The organism is Sphingobium sp. (assembly GCF_033795625.1).
GTDB lineage: Bacteria > Pseudomonadota > Alphaproteobacteria > Sphingomonadales > Sphingomonadaceae > Sphingobium.
Genome location: NZ_JARYGI010000057.1, coordinates 1 through 13,744, shown reverse-complemented (window position 1 = coordinate 13,744; position 13,744 = coordinate 1). Strand labels below are relative to the sequence as shown.

The window sequence follows — 13,744 nt, the reverse complement described above, 5'->3', positions numbered from 1 at the left end:
GATGCAGGACTATCTGAGAACCATCCTCACCGCCGAGCCCAAAGCCGCATGAACCCAAATTACGATGCGATCCTGTCCGCGGATCAGGATACCCGCGCGGGTCTCTTTACCGCGACCGCGCAGCGCCTCGGCACAACGCCGCAGAATCCCGAGAAGGATTTCTGGGTCTGCTGGACGCTCGATGCGCTTTTCAACGGACTCCCCGAAGGCCCGAGGCTGCTCTTCAAGGGCGGCACTTCGCTGTCGAAGGGGTTTGGCCTCATCCGCCGGTTCTCCGAGGACATCGACGTCACGGTCTTCCGCGACGACCTCGGAGAAGCCGCGAGCGTCGAGGAGCTGCAAGCACTGAGCCGCAAGAAGCGCGATGCCGCGCTCGATGCGATCAAGGCGGCCTGCGAAGCCTATATCAACGGGCCGCTTCTGGAGCAGTTGTCCTCGATCGCCGCAGCGACCGCCGAGCGTATGGGACTGCCCGTCGACTGGCTCCGCGTCACACCGCATGATGGAGACAGCCAGACGCTGCTAATCCTCTATCCGACCGCAACACCTGCCGATGGCTATATCGACAAGGCGGTGAAGATTGAGTCGGGTGCTAAATCCGCGCTCGATCCCAACGCGCTCCATTCCATACGTCCCTATGTCCACGACGATGCCCCCGACTTCGATCTGACCGTGCCGAACGTCACCATAGTCGATGCCGAGCGAACCTTCTGGGACAAGGCCGTGATACTGCACGGGCTGCGTCGCTGGTTCGACATCCGCGGCGAGCTGCGCGGCGGCGGCCACCGCGTGTCGCGCCATTATTACGACATCCACATACTCCTGGCATCGGACATAGGCCAGAAGGCGCTGGCAAACCCTGCCCTCGGCGCCGATTGCGTTGCGCACGCGCGCATGTTCTTCAACCGGCCGGACTTCGACCTGGCATCTGCGGTAGCTCCGAGCTTCACGTTGTGCCCCGAAGGGGCGATGGTTGATGCCCTGCGGCGCGATTATGCAGCGATGAGCACCATGATCTTTGGCGCAGCACCCGACTTCGACGCCGTGATCCAAAGTGTCGCAGCACTGCAATCAAAGCTGAATGAGGCGTCTTCCCAAGACTGAAGAAATCACCGGAGGGTGGGGAAGGACCTGCGACATCTCCGGACGTCTGTGGACTCAGAAGAGCTTTCGGCCGGGCGACCTAAGCGATTGATTTCGCAGTCGAAACATAGACTTACGAACTCGCCAAGGGCATTAATAGCACGATCTGGATTCGTGGAAAAGGCTGGATGTGGATGGACGCTCTGCTCGAGCCCGGCTCGGGTCGAGCGCTGGCCAATTCGAGACCATGGGCGCGAGGAACTTCCATGCGTCAAGTAATGGCCTCAATTCTTACGACCGAGATAAGCGCATGGTATACCCATGGCATAAAATCCAATGTCATTTGAACGCCGGACGTAATCGAGGGGCGGAGCGTAACCTTTTGAGCGCTGGGCCGGATTGTCCGAAATATGGCTACAAATTTCGGACAAGTGAGGGATCACCGCATCCGCTAACAGGATAACCTAAAAATCGCGCAGCAGAAAAACCTAATGGCTGCGCATGACAAAGTGAACGTGGAGACCACTCTCAAAGGAGGTTCGCTGACGCGCTCTTTGCGCCTCGCACATTCCGTAGAGCCGCCGCGCGATGTGGGCGATATCGACCAGAGCAATGTCGCGTGATGATCATGCGGCCGGTTCGTTCAACGAGCGCTGGAGCGTTTCGACGGTTGCGAGGACGGCATCGAAGTCGGGCACATCGCCGAAGATCATCCCGGCCATGGCACCATAGTCGCGGCGGAGGTCAGCGATCATCGCATCGGTCGGTATCAGGGAGAAGCTGCCGGGCTCAGCATGAGCGAGATCGAGGTCGCGGCTGTTGAAGAACATCCGGGCGTGTGCGACGCAATCCCTGCCGAGCGCGGGGTCAGCCATCGCTGAAGCGCCCGTTCCGGCGATCATCAGTTGGTGCACGTCGTAATAATGGCGTGAGACGCGCTGGCCACCCGCACGCAGAACCTGCCGGGCGTCGAACCAGCGGCGCAGGCCATGGAGTATGACGACCTTGTCCCAGAAGGTGCGTTCCGCATCGACAATGGTCACGTTGGCAACCGTCAGATCGAAGGCGGGCAGATCGTCAGCGAGATAGGGAACGACGCTGTGGCGGGCATGAGGGTCGAGAGCGGATTTGGCCCCGGATTCTATTTTGACGGCTTTGCGGATGTAGCCGTCGGACTCGGCGGTCACGCTTGGATACCAAAGGAGAAGGCTCTGCGCGCTTTCATCGTCCGGATCGAGTTCGACCTTCGCGCCTGCCATGCCCCCGCCCACTGCACGGGCCAGTGTCTCCGAAAGCTGAGCGAACAGGTCTCCGCCTATGAAGGCTTGGCATGCCGCCTTGATGGCATCGAGCTTGGCCTGTCGCTTCTTGCCGGACATCCCCTCTAGCGCCTCGACGCTTGCATCTTGGCCGATGTCTTCGCGAAACACCGTGATGTCGATGTCCTCGGAGAAACGCTGAATCAGGCCGAAGCCTTTCGACAGCGACGTACCCCCTTTGAACAGGAAGCGCGGACCGTGGGACGCCGGACCGTTGAACAGTGCATCGAGGGTCCAGCAGACCCAGAAATCCTTCTCGATATTCTGGGGCGCTGTGCCGAGCCGCTGGCCGGCGCCGATGAACACATCCCGTCGATCCGTGGGATCGGCCGCCAGAAACTGGGCGTAAGCGGAATTCATTGTCATGCTCGCTTGGTCTTCAGGCGGTCAGCTGACGAGGTAGCCGGCATCGCATCGCGCAGGATATTCTGCATCCAGAGCGGGAGCGTCAACATATCGGCTTGAAGGTCGTTGACGATGTCGGCGCCGTGATCAGGGTGGGCGAAAATGGTGCGCAGACGCTTGGCAACATCCGGATCGGTATCGCCACCGGCGTCATGCAACCAATGCAAGGCCTGAACGACACGCATCGCTGGCCGCCCAGCCCAGTGAAGCCGACTTGGCGCAGTGGTTTTGAAATCGATCTTGAGGTTGCCGAGCGTGATGGGCTTCAATCTTGCATCGGTATGGACGACGATGCGAGCAGGGACGGCATCGGAGAGTCCTAGATCGTTAGCCGCGGTTACGCCATCGACGAGGATACGGGCTTGGTCCCGCCGAGCCAGTGCATCGACGACGGCGCGCGGATCGGGGTGCGTGGGCTTGCCCGTGAGGTGGTTGAGTTTCGGCTTGTCATAGAGGCCGCGGGCAATCCTGCGAACGTCGCCATTGCGGGTCAGTCGATGGAGCACCTGATCGACGGCGTCGCGAGAGCCAAGGTCGAGAAAGTCCTGCGGCGTCCAGACTGAAGGCACGCCTCCGGAGACCATTCGGTCCAATATGGCACTTTTGAGATCGAGACCCGGGCCACGCATGGAAGTTCCTTTGTCAGAAGCGCGTATACGCATTTCTGACAAATTGCAAAGCGCATTTGTCAGATTCATGATGTATCCTTCTGACAAACTATGAGGGGACAGGAGGAGGTGGCAGGATTCTGGAGACGGGGTTCCACTTGCCCCATCAACGAGTAGCCGACGACTACAGTTTGACGCCAGCCATCGTCGCGATGTCCTCGAGCGCGCGCGATAAGTTGCGCAGCAGGATAGTCTTCTGCGGGTCGCCAGCCTGAAGGTCGCGCACCTCGCCCATTGGCGCGTTTTTCAGCGCCTCGGTAGCGCGCTTGATGTTTGCGAACAAATCGCTGCCGATCGATGGATCCTTCGAGGACAGCACGCCCTCCGCTGCGGCGAAGCACGTGGTGTTCAGCGCCGCCTCTGCATCGCCGTCTATCAGGATGGCCTCAAGGCGACGCACGTGCCCCGGCTCGTGGAGTCTTCCATTGGCAATCCACTCAAAGAACTTTGCGCGGAAGCCGTCAATGTCCTCATCGAAGCGCTGTTTCAGGCCTTTCTTCCGGACCATCTCGTGGAACAAGGAAAATCTAGTGATGAACTTTGGGTCACTATGTCGATGGAGGAATCCATCCGAGAAAACCGATATTTGCCAGCCCCCGTGCCCTCACCGCGCTTGGCGGCAGGCGCTCGGTAAGGCGAAGATCGTTCAACTCTGTATTGGCGAGCGGCCATTTATAACGATCCAGTAGCGGCGCAAGCTGATGCACGATTTGATCTGATGGTGGGCACCGGCGAGCACCTGAGATTCGCCAATGCCATGCAAAGTAGCTGACTACATAGTTATTCACCGGACTCTGGCCGGTCGGATCGGAAGCGACTACGGACCGGCCAACCTCAAGCATTTTGTTATCGAGCTCAGCCGCGTCGTCGCTTGTTTTCGGGCATTCCTGCGTATCCCGAAGAAATGCCGGGCGGATGGGTGGACTTCCATCCAACCTTCCCTTGTCCGCTTCCTTGCGCGAGTGCTTACCTATAAGGAGAGGGGCTGTGGCTCCGAGACCGATACCGACAAGCAGAATAATTAGAGACAGACATCCTAATCTAAATCCTGATCTCACGGCCATATAGCGTTCTCTTCGAGCACAGCATTTCGAGTTAATTATCCTGCTACAGCGAATGAACGCACAATCGGTTAAGGGTCTGGGTAGCGGGCGGACGACACCCGGAAGCTCAACGAGAGACGGCGGCTATCGCCTGTTTGCCGGTCATACGCAAACAGGCTGGGCCTGAAGGTCTTAGTTGGTAACGGCTAGCGCCGAGACAGCCTTTGATACGTCAAAACAACCTGTCGCTGACGAAATCCACAAAGGCGCGCAGCTTGGGCGACAGATGCTTGCTGGATGGCCAGAGAATGGAAAACTGGCCTGGAGTGATCGTCCTGCCCTTAAGCAACGCGACCAGAGCGCCGCTGGCCAACTCATCGCGGGCGAGGAAATCGGGCATGAAGGCGATCCCCAAACCGGCGACCGCAGCGGCTCTCACGGCCTCCATGTTACTACAGGTGATTACGGTTGGCGGCACGGCGATCGCTTCGCCACCCTGCGCCCACTCCTGCAATTTTCCCGTAGTGGGGAACCGGTAGCGAATGGCGCCGTGCCTGGCCAGATCGCCCGTTTGCTGCGGGGTCCCCCGACGCGCCAGATAGTCGGGCGATGCGCACAGGACGAAGGCAAAGCCGCCAAGCCTGCGCGACATCAGGCTGGAATCGGAAAGAGCGCCGCTTCGGATCACCGCGTCGAGGTTTTCCTCGATTACATCGACCAGCCTGTCATTGAAATCGAGATCGAGCTGTATCTCGGGATAGCGCCGATGAAACTCGGACAGCACCGGCAGCAGGAAGCGATAGCCGATGGTCGGCAATCCGACCCTCAGGGTTCCGCGCGGCGTTTCCGCCACCTGCTGCATCATCGCCTGCGCATCCTGCAGGTCGTCCAGGATGCGCCGACACCGCTGATGGAATTGCCCCCCCTCGTCCGTCAGTACGACGCGCCGTGTGGTGCGCTGGAACAGGCGTACACCCAGCGAGGCTTCGAGCCTGGCGATATTCTTCCCCACCGCCGAGGGTGAGATGCCGAGCGATCGCCCGGCAGCCGCGAAATTGAGATGCTCGGCCGCGCGAACAAAGCTGTTGATGCCGATCAAACTGTCCATGCCGCAAGATTATAGATATTTTCGCTCCATTGTCAGGATCTTCCGCTCGATTATCGAGGATTGATTACCGGCTATCACACCACTCCCCACCAAGAAGGAGTGCGCCATGTCACAATCCCTACCCTCACCTCCAGCGCGGCAGGGGCTCGCCGTGCTGGCAGCCGTATGTCTTGCAGCGTTGATGCTGCCGCTCAGCTTCTCGACAGGCGCGATGGCGACTCCTGCGATTGGCCGTAGCCTGGGCGGTAGCGCCACCATGCTCACCTGGATCACCAATGCCTTCATGTTGTCGTTCGGCGGCCTGCTGATGTTGGCTGGGGCAATGTCCGACCAGATGGGGCGCAAGCGCATGTTCCTGATCGGCGTGGGCATCTTCGTCGGCGCCTCGCTCGGATTGGCAATCGCCCCGTCGCTTCTGTTCGTGGACGTCCTGCGCGCGGTTCAAGGGGTAGGCGCGGCAGCAGCTCTATCGGGAGGCTCCGCCGCATTGGCCCAGGAGTTCGATGGCCAGGCGCGTACCCGTGCGTTCAGTCTGCTGGGCACGACGTTCGGCGTGGGACTGGCATTCGGCCCGATCGTGGGCGGCATGATAATCGAGCTGATTGGCTGGCGTTCGATTTTCCTCGCCACGTCATTGATCGCGACCGTCGCCTTCATCTTGGGAAGTGCGTGGATGCGCGAATCCAGGGCAAGCAGCGTGTCCGCGCTAGACTGGCCCGGAGCGATGTCATTCACCGCAACCCTGACGCTGTTCACTTTCGCGGTGATCCAGGCTCCGGCCAGTGGATGGGGTAGCGCCGTCGTCATACTCTGTCTCGGTGCATCCCTGTCGGCACTCATCTCGTTCTGCTGGATAGAGACACGCAGCGCGCACCCGATGCTCGACCTCTCGCTGTTCCGCTATCCGCGCTTCGTGGGCGTCCAGTTGCTGCCCATCGCGACCTGCTATGGCTTCGTCGTACTGTTGGTGCTCCTGCCGTTCCGTTTCATGGGTATCGAGGGTCGCAGCGAAACCGCAACGGGGCTGCTGATGCTGGCGATCTCCGGCCCGATGGTGGTCGTTCCCTCGATCGCCGCGACGTTGACGCGCTGGCTGTCTCCAGGCGCCATTTCCTGCTTTGGCCTGAGCGTGGCGGCAGTGGGCCTGCTATGGTTGGGACAAGTGCCTCCGGGAGGCGATCCAGTTGCCGCATTGCTCCTGATCGGCATCGGAACAGGATTGCCATGGGGTCTGATGGACGGCCTTTCGATCAGCGTGGTTCCGGCCGACCGCGCAGGAATGGCGGCGGGCATCTTCGGTACGACTCGCGTGGCGGGGGAAGGCCTTGCACTGGCGTTGGTGACTGCGGCAATGGCGCTACTGGTCAGTCGCGAACTGGAACGCGATCTTCCCTCGACGTCCTCCACGGCGCTCTCTGGAGTGGCTCAACGCCTGGCGGCAGGCGATCTGAACCAAGCCGCAGCGATCGTACCTGGCATCGATAGTACCGCGCTCGTTCAAATCTACGCCGATGCATTTACCACCCTGACTCAGGGGCTGGCCGCGGTCACGCTGCTGTCTGCCGCTCTATGTTTCGCCTTGCTAAGAGCGCCTTCCCGGAGGCCGGGGGCCGGTGAATGGGCAGTTCAAGAATAAGCGAGTCTCCTTGTAGCCATCCGCCGCGCCTTACCCGGCGGAAAACACATGGCGGGCGGCGGCTATGGCCTGATTTCCGGTCAACTCCCACATGGAGAGCGGTGGCAATGGCTTGGTTTCCGCCTCAGCAGCACCGTGTGGTATTATGGATTTGAGTTAGCCGGTGGGGAAGCTGGCGGGTCCGGTTCGATACGCCAGTTCAAAACGCCGGTGGCGGTGCCAGCAAGTGGCACGCCAAAAACATCAACCGCTGGCTCATATTGGCCAAGCGTCATCATGACCTGACAGGTTGCCGTATCAAGTGACGTGAACCCGGCGGAGCGCCTGATCCTACATGCGGCGGGACGCCCCTCAGCAGACACGTCGATATCGGCGATAGCCCTTCCCTGCTCGCCGCGCTGCTTTGCCTCGACAGGATAAGCAAATTCACCGCTAAAGGGAGGGGATGCCAAACGAGCGGGATGCCCTGGCCGCGCCGGAATCACCCGTGAATTAGACACTCCCCAGATAAATTTCAGCGGCATGGAGGGCGCGCCATAGACGCTTTTCTGGAATCTCGCGGTTTGCGCCGCTCGGCAACTGGCGGCAGCGAGTTCTGGATCGACAACCAAGGTTTTCACCTCGCAGCCGACGATGCTACCGTTCGGATCGACCCGCAAATCGAGTTCGACAGCGCCATGAAGTTCGCGCTGACGCATTGCCGATGTATAAAACTTGGCGAGCTTCGGCTCGCTTTCCAAGCGCAGGGCTACCGGCAATTGCCAAGGTTGAGTGCGCTCGGGTGGTGGAGGCGCAACTTGCGAAAGTGCAATCGCAGGGATGGTCGAGAGTGCCAGAGCTGCGAACCAATTGATCTTCATTGAGAGTTCCGACGTTCCCCTGTTACCCGCTTATGATTGAGAGCGCGCGGCTCGTCCAGCGCCCCTCCAGCTTAGGTACTGAAAAGACCTGATTTTCGGCAAATCGCCCGTTTCATAAGAAAGTCCGGCTATCCCGTCGCTACATTGGTTGGCAGGCGGAACGGGATGAAAGATCAGGACGGCGACAAAATAGCACGTCGGGCACTGCTGGCGTTGTTTGCTACGGGCGCTGGGATGTTGATTGCCGGGTGCGGACTGGTGAAAAGTTATGCGCCGTTTCGTTACCGCCTGACGGTGGAGATCGCTACGCCGCAGGGCCTGCGAACGGGATCGTGCGTCATCGAGGTCACGGCGGGCGAGGTTGGCACGACGCTCGGTGGGGCGAGCGCAGAGGCACGAGGCGAAGCTGTTGCCGTCGATATTGCTCCCGGTCAGACGCTATTCGTGCTGCTGCGAAGTGATGCTTCATATGGGTGGGCAGCAGGCATCATGTCAGGCGTCACACCAAAGGCGAACGATCTCTCAATCCCGAGGGAAGAGCGCTTCCGCGCACGGATCGACGCGGTGCGGGCCAACCACAAGCTGAATGTTGTCCCGCGCTGGTTTGCGCCTCGTAACGACGTTGATGCGCCGGTGACGGGTTATCCGATCATGGTGAGGTTTCGCGATACCCGCGATCCTAAAACGGTGGAACTGGTTGACCCCGACAATCTGGCCATCTCATTCGGGCCAGGCGTGACACTGCGCCGGATCACCGTGCAACTTACCGACGATCCGGTAACAACCGGGATTGATAAGAGGTTGGGATGGCTACCACATCATAGAGGTCAGTTGGTCTCTGCAACCAAGGATGATCCAGAGAATGTACGCAAATTATCCAACGTCACGGAGGGCGATTTCAGTATGGGCATTTTCCAATGAAGCCGGAAACCGCATGATGGCGGCGGCTTCACCTGATTGTCGGGCACTGCCCACTGCCAGACGCCTTCCAGCGTCCAAAGCTCTAAATGATAGCGTCTGCCAGGTTTTGGTTTCGAACGTGTATTTGGTGATCGCTTCGCAATGCTTTATGCAGATAGCTCAAGCCTGAAAAATTGATTGTGTGGGCTTGGAAGATAGTCCGCGAATGCATCGCACGACACAAAGCCGGCACTGCGATAGAGTGAGATCGCTGGAGCATGGAGCGTCGCTGTGCCGGTTTCCAAGCTAAGACGCTCATAGCTTCGCTGGCGGGCCTCCGCGACAATATGTTCGAGTATGGCGCGACCGACGCCCTTGCCACGCGCTGCAGGAGACGCTCGCATCGACTTCACTTCGCCATGAGCCGCATCGAGCTGCTTTAAGGCTCCAAAGCCGACGAGTGTTTCCCCGTCCCACATGGTCCAGAACGTGACGTTCGATGCCGACAGGCCCCGTGCGTCGAGCGCAAAAGTGTGCTCCGCCATCACGTCTTGAAGTTCTTGAAGGTGATAGTCCAGCAGGTCGGCGACGTACGGTGCGGTCGCGTCATCTTCTCTTATTTCCATCTCACCCTCTTTTCCCGGTACGTGGCTACTATCGTAACAAGATAATCTGACAAGGCGGCGCGACGAATTGCCAATGACGGCTTTTCTCCTGCCTTGCCGGAAATGACACTGCGGGCGGCGGTTATCGCCTGATTGTCGTACAGATCAGTTGTATCAAGCGGCATCCGCCGCAGCAAAGTGGGCCATCTGGTCGTCGTATGCTTTGAGGAAGGCCGGTCTCGCCGTTGCGCGCGCAACATAGGCGTTGCACGCAGCGTAGTCTGCAAGCCCATCGAACCGGTTCACCTGCCGCAACACGTCCGCCATCAGCAGGTCGGCGACGGTAAAGCGGTCGGCGACGAGCCACTCGCGGTCGGCCAGCACCGCTTCCATCCGATCGAGCCTGGCCTTCAGGAAGTCCTCCACGAACTTGGCTTCGGGTGATTCACCGGGATAGCCCATGAAACGGAACAGCGCCCAAGGCTGGCTCGGCAAGTCGACCGAGTTGAGTGCGGCAATGACCCACTCCACCACTTCGGCCCGGCCGTGCCGATCGATGGGCATGAGCGTCGGGCTCTTCTCGCCGAGGTGCAACAGGATTGCGCCGCTCTCGAAGATGGTGAGATCTCCATCCGTCAGCCACGGAACCTGGCCAAAGGGCTGCGCCGCGAAGTGGTCGGGGCCGCGATCGCGAAACGGCGTGCTCTCGACGCGATAGGCGAGCCCGGCCTCTTCCAGAGCCCATCGCACCCGCAGGTCACGCACGAGGCCGCGCGGCATCTCGGGAACCCAGTCGTAGGTCGTGAGGGTCAGCTCGCTCATTCGTAATCTCCAAGGAACATGGCCTATAAGCTGCCAAGCCGATCAACCTCGTTGTCGGGCCAACCAAATGGTCCGATGGCCGCAGGCCGGATCTTGAACGACGTGCGCGACGATGGCAAAGCCAGTCGCGTCGAGCAAACTCCGGTACTCCTCAGGATCAAGGCTGCCATGGTAGAGCGCGTCTCCCTCTAACTCGCCGATCGCTTCCCCCTCCGCATCCCCACCGGTGAACATAAGTGCCGCACCGGGCGCGGAATGCGCCTGGAAGCGCGGGAACATGCTGCGCTGATCATCGGGTGAAAGATGAAATAAACTGTCCCAAGCGATCAGCCCTGAGAAGAGCCGGTTAAGGGCAAGCTGGCGCATGTCCATAAGGAGAGCGGGAGTGCCCGGCAGGTTGCGCTGGAACAGTGCGAGCATTGTCGGAGTGCCGTCCACGCCAGTGATGTCAAAACCGCGGCGGATCAGCTCGCGTCCGATCGGTAGGCCAGAGCCGCAGCCAATGTCGAGAACAGCCGCCCCAACCGGCAGCAACTCGGAAAAGTGGTTGAGCCATAGACCTTCGACCAGCTCGTCGCTTCACAGCTTCGCCCACGCCTCGCCGTGGCGCTGATAAACATCGGTGATCGAAGGAATTGCGCTGCCGGTCATGTTGATCCCCGGCGCTTACGTACACTGGCGCCCGCATGACCGCTATGGAGCTTTTCATACTTACGGCGGAGGACCGGCAGCTTTGCCGCATCGGGAGGCGATCTTGGCAGACAGGCCGCCTCCCAACAGTGTTTCCGTCGCAAACCGCCTGTTTGTCGACACCCAAATCACCGTTGCATTATTGCGGTTAATTTAACGGATAAAAAATTCTACGGGAACACCAGTTCCAGCGTGTCGCCCGGTTTGTCCACGGGCGGTTTCGGGAAAGGGGATGCTCTTCTGGGCAGCGCTACGGCTTCTCGATCGAGTTCAGGGAAGCCCGAAGAGCGTTCCAGCCTGGACGACAGCACCCTCCCTTCGCGATCCATCACGAAGCGGATGTAGGGCACGCCCTGTTGCCGCCGCACCATCGCTGCGCGTGGATAGCGTCGATACTTGTTGAGTTGCGCCAGGACCTTGCCTTCCCAAGTATCTGCCATATCGCTGGAGGCCGTTTGCGCTAGCGGCGCGGTCACGGTTTTCGGCGCGGCGGTCTCCGGTTCCACCGGACCTGGATTGGCGGGATTGGACAGTATGACAGGCACCGGCGCGGCAATCGGCGTGATCGGAACGACCGTGCGCTCGATCGGCGGGACCTTTGACGGTTCAGGCTGCTCCTTCTGTTCCTCGACGGGCCTTGGCGCTTCCTTTTGCTCGGGCGGCGCTTCCGGCGGGGAGGCAAGCGGCAGCAGCTCGACCACCAAAGGGGCGGACGGCGCATGAACCGGCGTCGCGCGATTGAAGGTGATGAGGAAGCCCCCCAGCACGACCGCGTAAATCGCACCGGTGCCGATCAGCGCCTTGATGCGACTTCCTGCCGGGGCCGCGTAGCCGTAGCGTTCGGCCGCCAGCGAGGCTGGTCGCTCCATCGGAGGGTGCGCAACCGACGAATGGAAGTCTGTCACTTCGTGTCGAAGCATGATCATCGGCTTCATCTCACAGATTCGGACAGGATCAGACAAATGACGGGTGCCAGCATTGCCCCGAGACCGATTTGCAAGGTCAGTCGAGGCCGCCATGCGAGCAGGCCCACCAGCAGCAGGGCCGCTGCCGACAGCAAGCCCAGCCACAAGATCAGGCCTACCGATGTGCCGAAAGCGGTCAGGCAAGGCCAAAGGGCAAGGCCAAGCAACGCATAGCCGACCCCGCGCAGAGCGGTAGTCGTGGCCTGCGCTGGCGTGCCGCCGATCATATCGCGGTGATGTCGCGGCACCGAGAGGCTAAGGACGGTGAATCCGCTAAATGCCATGGCCAGGGATAGGGTGAGCATCGCTTACTCTCCGGCGCTCGCATTGCGCGATGCCTCATGCGGGCGGCATCGAGCCTGACTCACTCTCCGACGGACAAGACAGGTCGTCCATGCAGCGCCCAGACCAAATATAATTGCCACCAATTCCACACCCGCGCTTTCCCGATCGCCGCGGGCGATTTCGGCAAAAAGGTGATCGCCTGTTGTCAGCAGATTGATCACCGGCAGGAAAAGACAGAGGATCGCGAGGGTGCCGAGCTGCTCGATCCACGCGCGCATGGGTGTCCGCACAAAAGCATGGACCAGTGCTGTCAGCCAGATCGCGAAGAACGTGCGCACTTCCCAATCGGCGCGGTGCACGAGATCGACCGGGATCAGCCGGTTGGCCCAGAAATAGCCAATGCAGGCGACTGCCCCTCCGGCAACGCAGCCCACGTTCAACCCCTCGATCACACGATAGACCTGCGCCGTCCGTGCCTCAAACTCGTCCAGCGCCTTCTGGCGGCGCTTGATCATGAACAGGATCGCGCCCGATCCCATCATCGCCGTTCCGGCAAGCCCGCACAGGAAGTAGAGCGACCTCACTGCAGTGCCGCCAAACTCCGCCATGTGCAGGCCGCTCAGGACCTGCTCGGTGCGTGAGGCTGGAACGTTGCTTTCGCCCGGCTTGCGTAGCTGAAGCACGCGGCCATCCATCGCGAACTGCACCATGCCCTATGTCTGGCTGATCCGACGCTGCTGCTCTGCGTCTTCATTCCAGCCATAGATGCCGATCCGCATCGCTGCGTCGCCCGGATTGTCGATGACCACCGCGCGCACTTCCTGGGCCATCAGGGTCTCCGCCCGACGGGCAAGCGGTTCGAGAGCGGGCAGAGCATGACGCACGCCGCTACTGACGGGCTTGCCAGGATCCGAGATCGCGGCGGCGTATCGGTTCTGGCCTTCCGATCCAGCTCCAAAGTTCGCGACGACGGCTGCCGGGAGATAACTGGTCGCGTAGAAGGCGATACCGGTGATGGCGATCATGAACTGGAACGGCAGCGTCAGCACGGCGACCGCATTATGCCCGTCGAGCCAGGATCGCTGCCCTTTGCCAGGGCGGAATGTGAAGAAATCCTTGAAGATACGCTTGTGGATGATGATACCCGACATGAGCGCCACCAACATCGCCATCGTCGCGATGGCGACGATCCATAGACCCAGCTTGCCGGCATGTAGCTCGTAATGAAAGTCGACGAAATGGTGCCCGCCCAGCGTCTCGCGGGTGGGTGCGTGCTCTTTGGACTTGTAACGGTTTTGCGCCGGTCACCTGAGCGATTAGAGCTCGCAACAGGAGACCGACGAGATGATCAAGCA

At 60.4% G+C, this 13,744-nt stretch carries 16 protein-coding genes; 4 read left to right on the top strand and 12 right to left on the bottom strand.

Annotated elements, in window-relative coordinates; genetic code table 11:
• Both QHC67_RS17770 and QHC67_RS17765 read left to right on the top strand, forming a co-directional pair.
• On the top strand, positions 1-1,104 hold a 1,104-nt coding region (locus tag QHC67_RS17770; RefSeq protein ID WP_319296345.1), incomplete at its 5' end, for a nucleotidyl transferase AbiEii/AbiGii toxin family protein.
• A 470-nt stretch (positions 1,105-1,574) separates the two neighbouring features.
• Entirely contained in the window at positions 1,575-1,706 is a 132-nt protein-coding gene (locus QHC67_RS17765) for a hypothetical protein (protein WP_319296343.1), read from the top strand.
• 3 nt (positions 1,707-1,709) lie between these two features.
• Here the strand turns inward: QHC67_RS17765 and QHC67_RS17760 are convergent, their stop codons facing one another.
• The 4 genes from QHC67_RS17760 to QHC67_RS17745 all read right to left on the bottom strand — a co-directional run bounded on the left by QHC67_RS17760 (position 1,710) and on the right by QHC67_RS17745 (position 5,626).
• A complete protein-coding gene (locus QHC67_RS17760) occupies positions 1,710-2,768 on the bottom strand; it encodes a nucleotidyl transferase AbiEii/AbiGii toxin family protein (RefSeq protein WP_319296341.1) in 1,059 nt (352 codons plus the stop codon).
• Complete coding sequence (locus tag QHC67_RS17755) at positions 2,765-3,436, bottom strand: DUF6088 family protein (protein ID WP_319296339.1); 672 nt, start codon at positions 3,434-3,436, stop codon at positions 2,765-2,767. The genes QHC67_RS17760 and QHC67_RS17755 overlap by 4 nt, the downstream gene beginning before the upstream one ends.
• Positions 3,437-3,599: 163 nt before the next feature.
• Entirely contained in the window at positions 3,600-3,995 is a 396-nt protein-coding gene (locus tag QHC67_RS17750; protein WP_319296338.1) for a hypothetical protein, read from the bottom strand.
• Between the two features lie 755 nt (positions 3,996-4,750).
• Positions 4,751-5,626 (bottom strand): LysR family transcriptional regulator, encoded by an 876-nt coding sequence (locus QHC67_RS17745; protein ID WP_319296336.1) that lies wholly within the window; start codon positions 5,624-5,626, stop codon positions 4,751-4,753.
• Between the two features lie 106 nt (positions 5,627-5,732).
• Here QHC67_RS17745 and QHC67_RS17740 point away from each other — a divergent pair, with 106 nt between their 5' ends.
• Positions 5,733-7,262: an MFS transporter gene (locus QHC67_RS17740; RefSeq protein WP_319296334.1), complete on the top strand. Its 1,530-nt coding sequence runs from the start codon at positions 5,733-5,735 to the stop codon at positions 7,260-7,262.
• Between the two features lie 143 nt (positions 7,263-7,405).
• Here QHC67_RS17740 and QHC67_RS17735 read toward each other — a convergent pair whose 3' ends face one another.
• Complete coding sequence (locus QHC67_RS17735) at positions 7,406-8,122, bottom strand: TonB family protein (RefSeq protein ID WP_319296332.1); 717 nt, start codon at positions 8,120-8,122, stop codon at positions 7,406-7,408.
• A gap of 165 nt (positions 8,123-8,287) precedes the next feature.
• On the opposite strand from QHC67_RS17735, the gene QHC67_RS17730 reads away from it, so the two are divergent.
• On the top strand, positions 8,288-9,043 hold the full coding sequence (locus tag QHC67_RS17730; RefSeq protein ID WP_319296330.1) for a hypothetical protein: 756 nt from the start codon (positions 8,288-8,290) through the stop codon (positions 9,041-9,043).
• Between the two features lie 146 nt (positions 9,044-9,189).
• On the opposite strand, the gene QHC67_RS17725 is transcribed toward QHC67_RS17730, so the two are convergent.
• From QHC67_RS17725 to QHC67_RS17695, 7 genes are all read right to left on the bottom strand, one after another.
• The gene (locus QHC67_RS17725) at positions 9,190-9,648 is read right to left on the bottom strand and encodes a GNAT family N-acetyltransferase (protein ID WP_319296328.1); all 459 of its coding nucleotides are present in this window, start codon (positions 9,646-9,648) and stop codon (positions 9,190-9,192) included.
• Positions 9,649-9,801: 153 nt separating this feature from the next.
• Positions 9,802-10,449 (bottom strand): glutathione S-transferase family protein, encoded by a 648-nt coding sequence (locus QHC67_RS17720; protein WP_319296326.1) that lies wholly within the window; start codon positions 10,447-10,449, stop codon positions 9,802-9,804.
• A 42-nt stretch (positions 10,450-10,491) separates the two neighbouring features.
• Complete coding sequence (locus QHC67_RS17715; RefSeq protein ID WP_413818570.1) at positions 10,492-11,019, bottom strand: class I SAM-dependent methyltransferase; 528 nt, start codon at positions 11,017-11,019, stop codon at positions 10,492-10,494.
• Between the two features lie 290 nt (positions 11,020-11,309).
• On the bottom strand, positions 11,310-12,065 hold the full coding sequence (locus QHC67_RS17710) for a TonB family protein (RefSeq protein ID WP_319296322.1): 756 nt from the start codon (positions 12,063-12,065) through the stop codon (positions 11,310-11,312).
• Positions 12,066-12,070: 5 nt separating this feature from the next.
• Positions 12,071-12,409 (bottom strand): DUF3325 domain-containing protein, encoded by a 339-nt coding sequence (locus QHC67_RS17705; RefSeq protein WP_319296320.1) that lies wholly within the window; start codon positions 12,407-12,409, stop codon positions 12,071-12,073.
• 3 nt (positions 12,410-12,412) lie between these two features.
• Positions 12,413-13,099 carry a PepSY-associated TM helix domain-containing protein gene (locus QHC67_RS17700; protein WP_319296318.1) on the bottom strand — a complete coding sequence of 229 codons (687 nt, stop codon included), beginning with the start codon at positions 13,097-13,099 and terminating at the stop codon, positions 12,413-12,415.
• 3 nt (positions 13,100-13,102) lie between these two features.
• A complete protein-coding gene (locus QHC67_RS17695; protein ID WP_319296347.1) occupies positions 13,103-13,642 on the bottom strand; it encodes a PepSY-associated TM helix domain-containing protein in 540 nt (179 codons plus the stop codon).
• Between the last annotated feature and the right edge of the window lie 102 nt (positions 13,643-13,744).

What these genes read in the sequence shown, in the direction of transcription:
- QHC67_RS17720 (WP_319296326.1), bottom strand. Translation starts at nt 10,449, where the DNA reads ATGAGCGAGCTGACCCTCACGACCTACGACTGGGTTCCCGAGATGCCG.
- QHC67_RS17740 (WP_319296334.1), top strand. Translation starts at nt 5,733, where the DNA reads ATGTCACAATCCCTACCCTCACCTCCAGCGCGGCAGGGGCTCGCCGTG.
- QHC67_RS17710 (WP_319296322.1), bottom strand. Translation starts at nt 12,065, where the DNA reads ATGATCATGCTTCGACACGAAGTGACAGACTTCCATTCGTCGGTTGCG.
- QHC67_RS17730 (WP_319296330.1), top strand. Translation starts at nt 8,288, where the DNA reads ATGAAAGATCAGGACGGCGACAAAATAGCACGTCGGGCACTGCTGGCG.
- QHC67_RS17765 (WP_319296343.1), top strand. Translation starts at nt 1,575, where the DNA reads ATGGCTGCGCATGACAAAGTGAACGTGGAGACCACTCTCAAAGGAGGT.
- QHC67_RS17705 (WP_319296320.1), bottom strand. Translation starts at nt 12,409, where the DNA reads ATGCTCACCCTATCCCTGGCCATGGCATTTAGCGGATTCACCGTCCTT.
- QHC67_RS17755 (WP_319296339.1), bottom strand. Translation starts at nt 3,436, where the DNA reads ATGCGTGGCCCGGGTCTCGATCTCAAAAGTGCCATATTGGACCGAATG.
- QHC67_RS17700 (WP_319296318.1), bottom strand. Translation starts at nt 13,099, where the DNA reads ATGGTGCAGTTCGCGATGGATGGCCGCGTGCTTCAGCTACGCAAGCCG.
- QHC67_RS17760 (WP_319296341.1), bottom strand. Translation starts at nt 2,768, where the DNA reads ATGACAATGAATTCCGCTTACGCCCAGTTTCTGGCGGCCGATCCCACG.
- QHC67_RS17745 (WP_319296336.1), bottom strand. Translation starts at nt 5,626, where the DNA reads ATGGACAGTTTGATCGGCATCAACAGCTTTGTTCGCGCGGCCGAGCAT.
- QHC67_RS17725 (WP_319296328.1), bottom strand. Translation starts at nt 9,648, where the DNA reads ATGGAAATAAGAGAAGATGACGCGACCGCACCGTACGTCGCCGACCTG.
- QHC67_RS17735 (WP_319296332.1), bottom strand. Translation starts at nt 8,122, where the DNA reads ATGAAGATCAATTGGTTCGCAGCTCTGGCACTCTCGACCATCCCTGCG.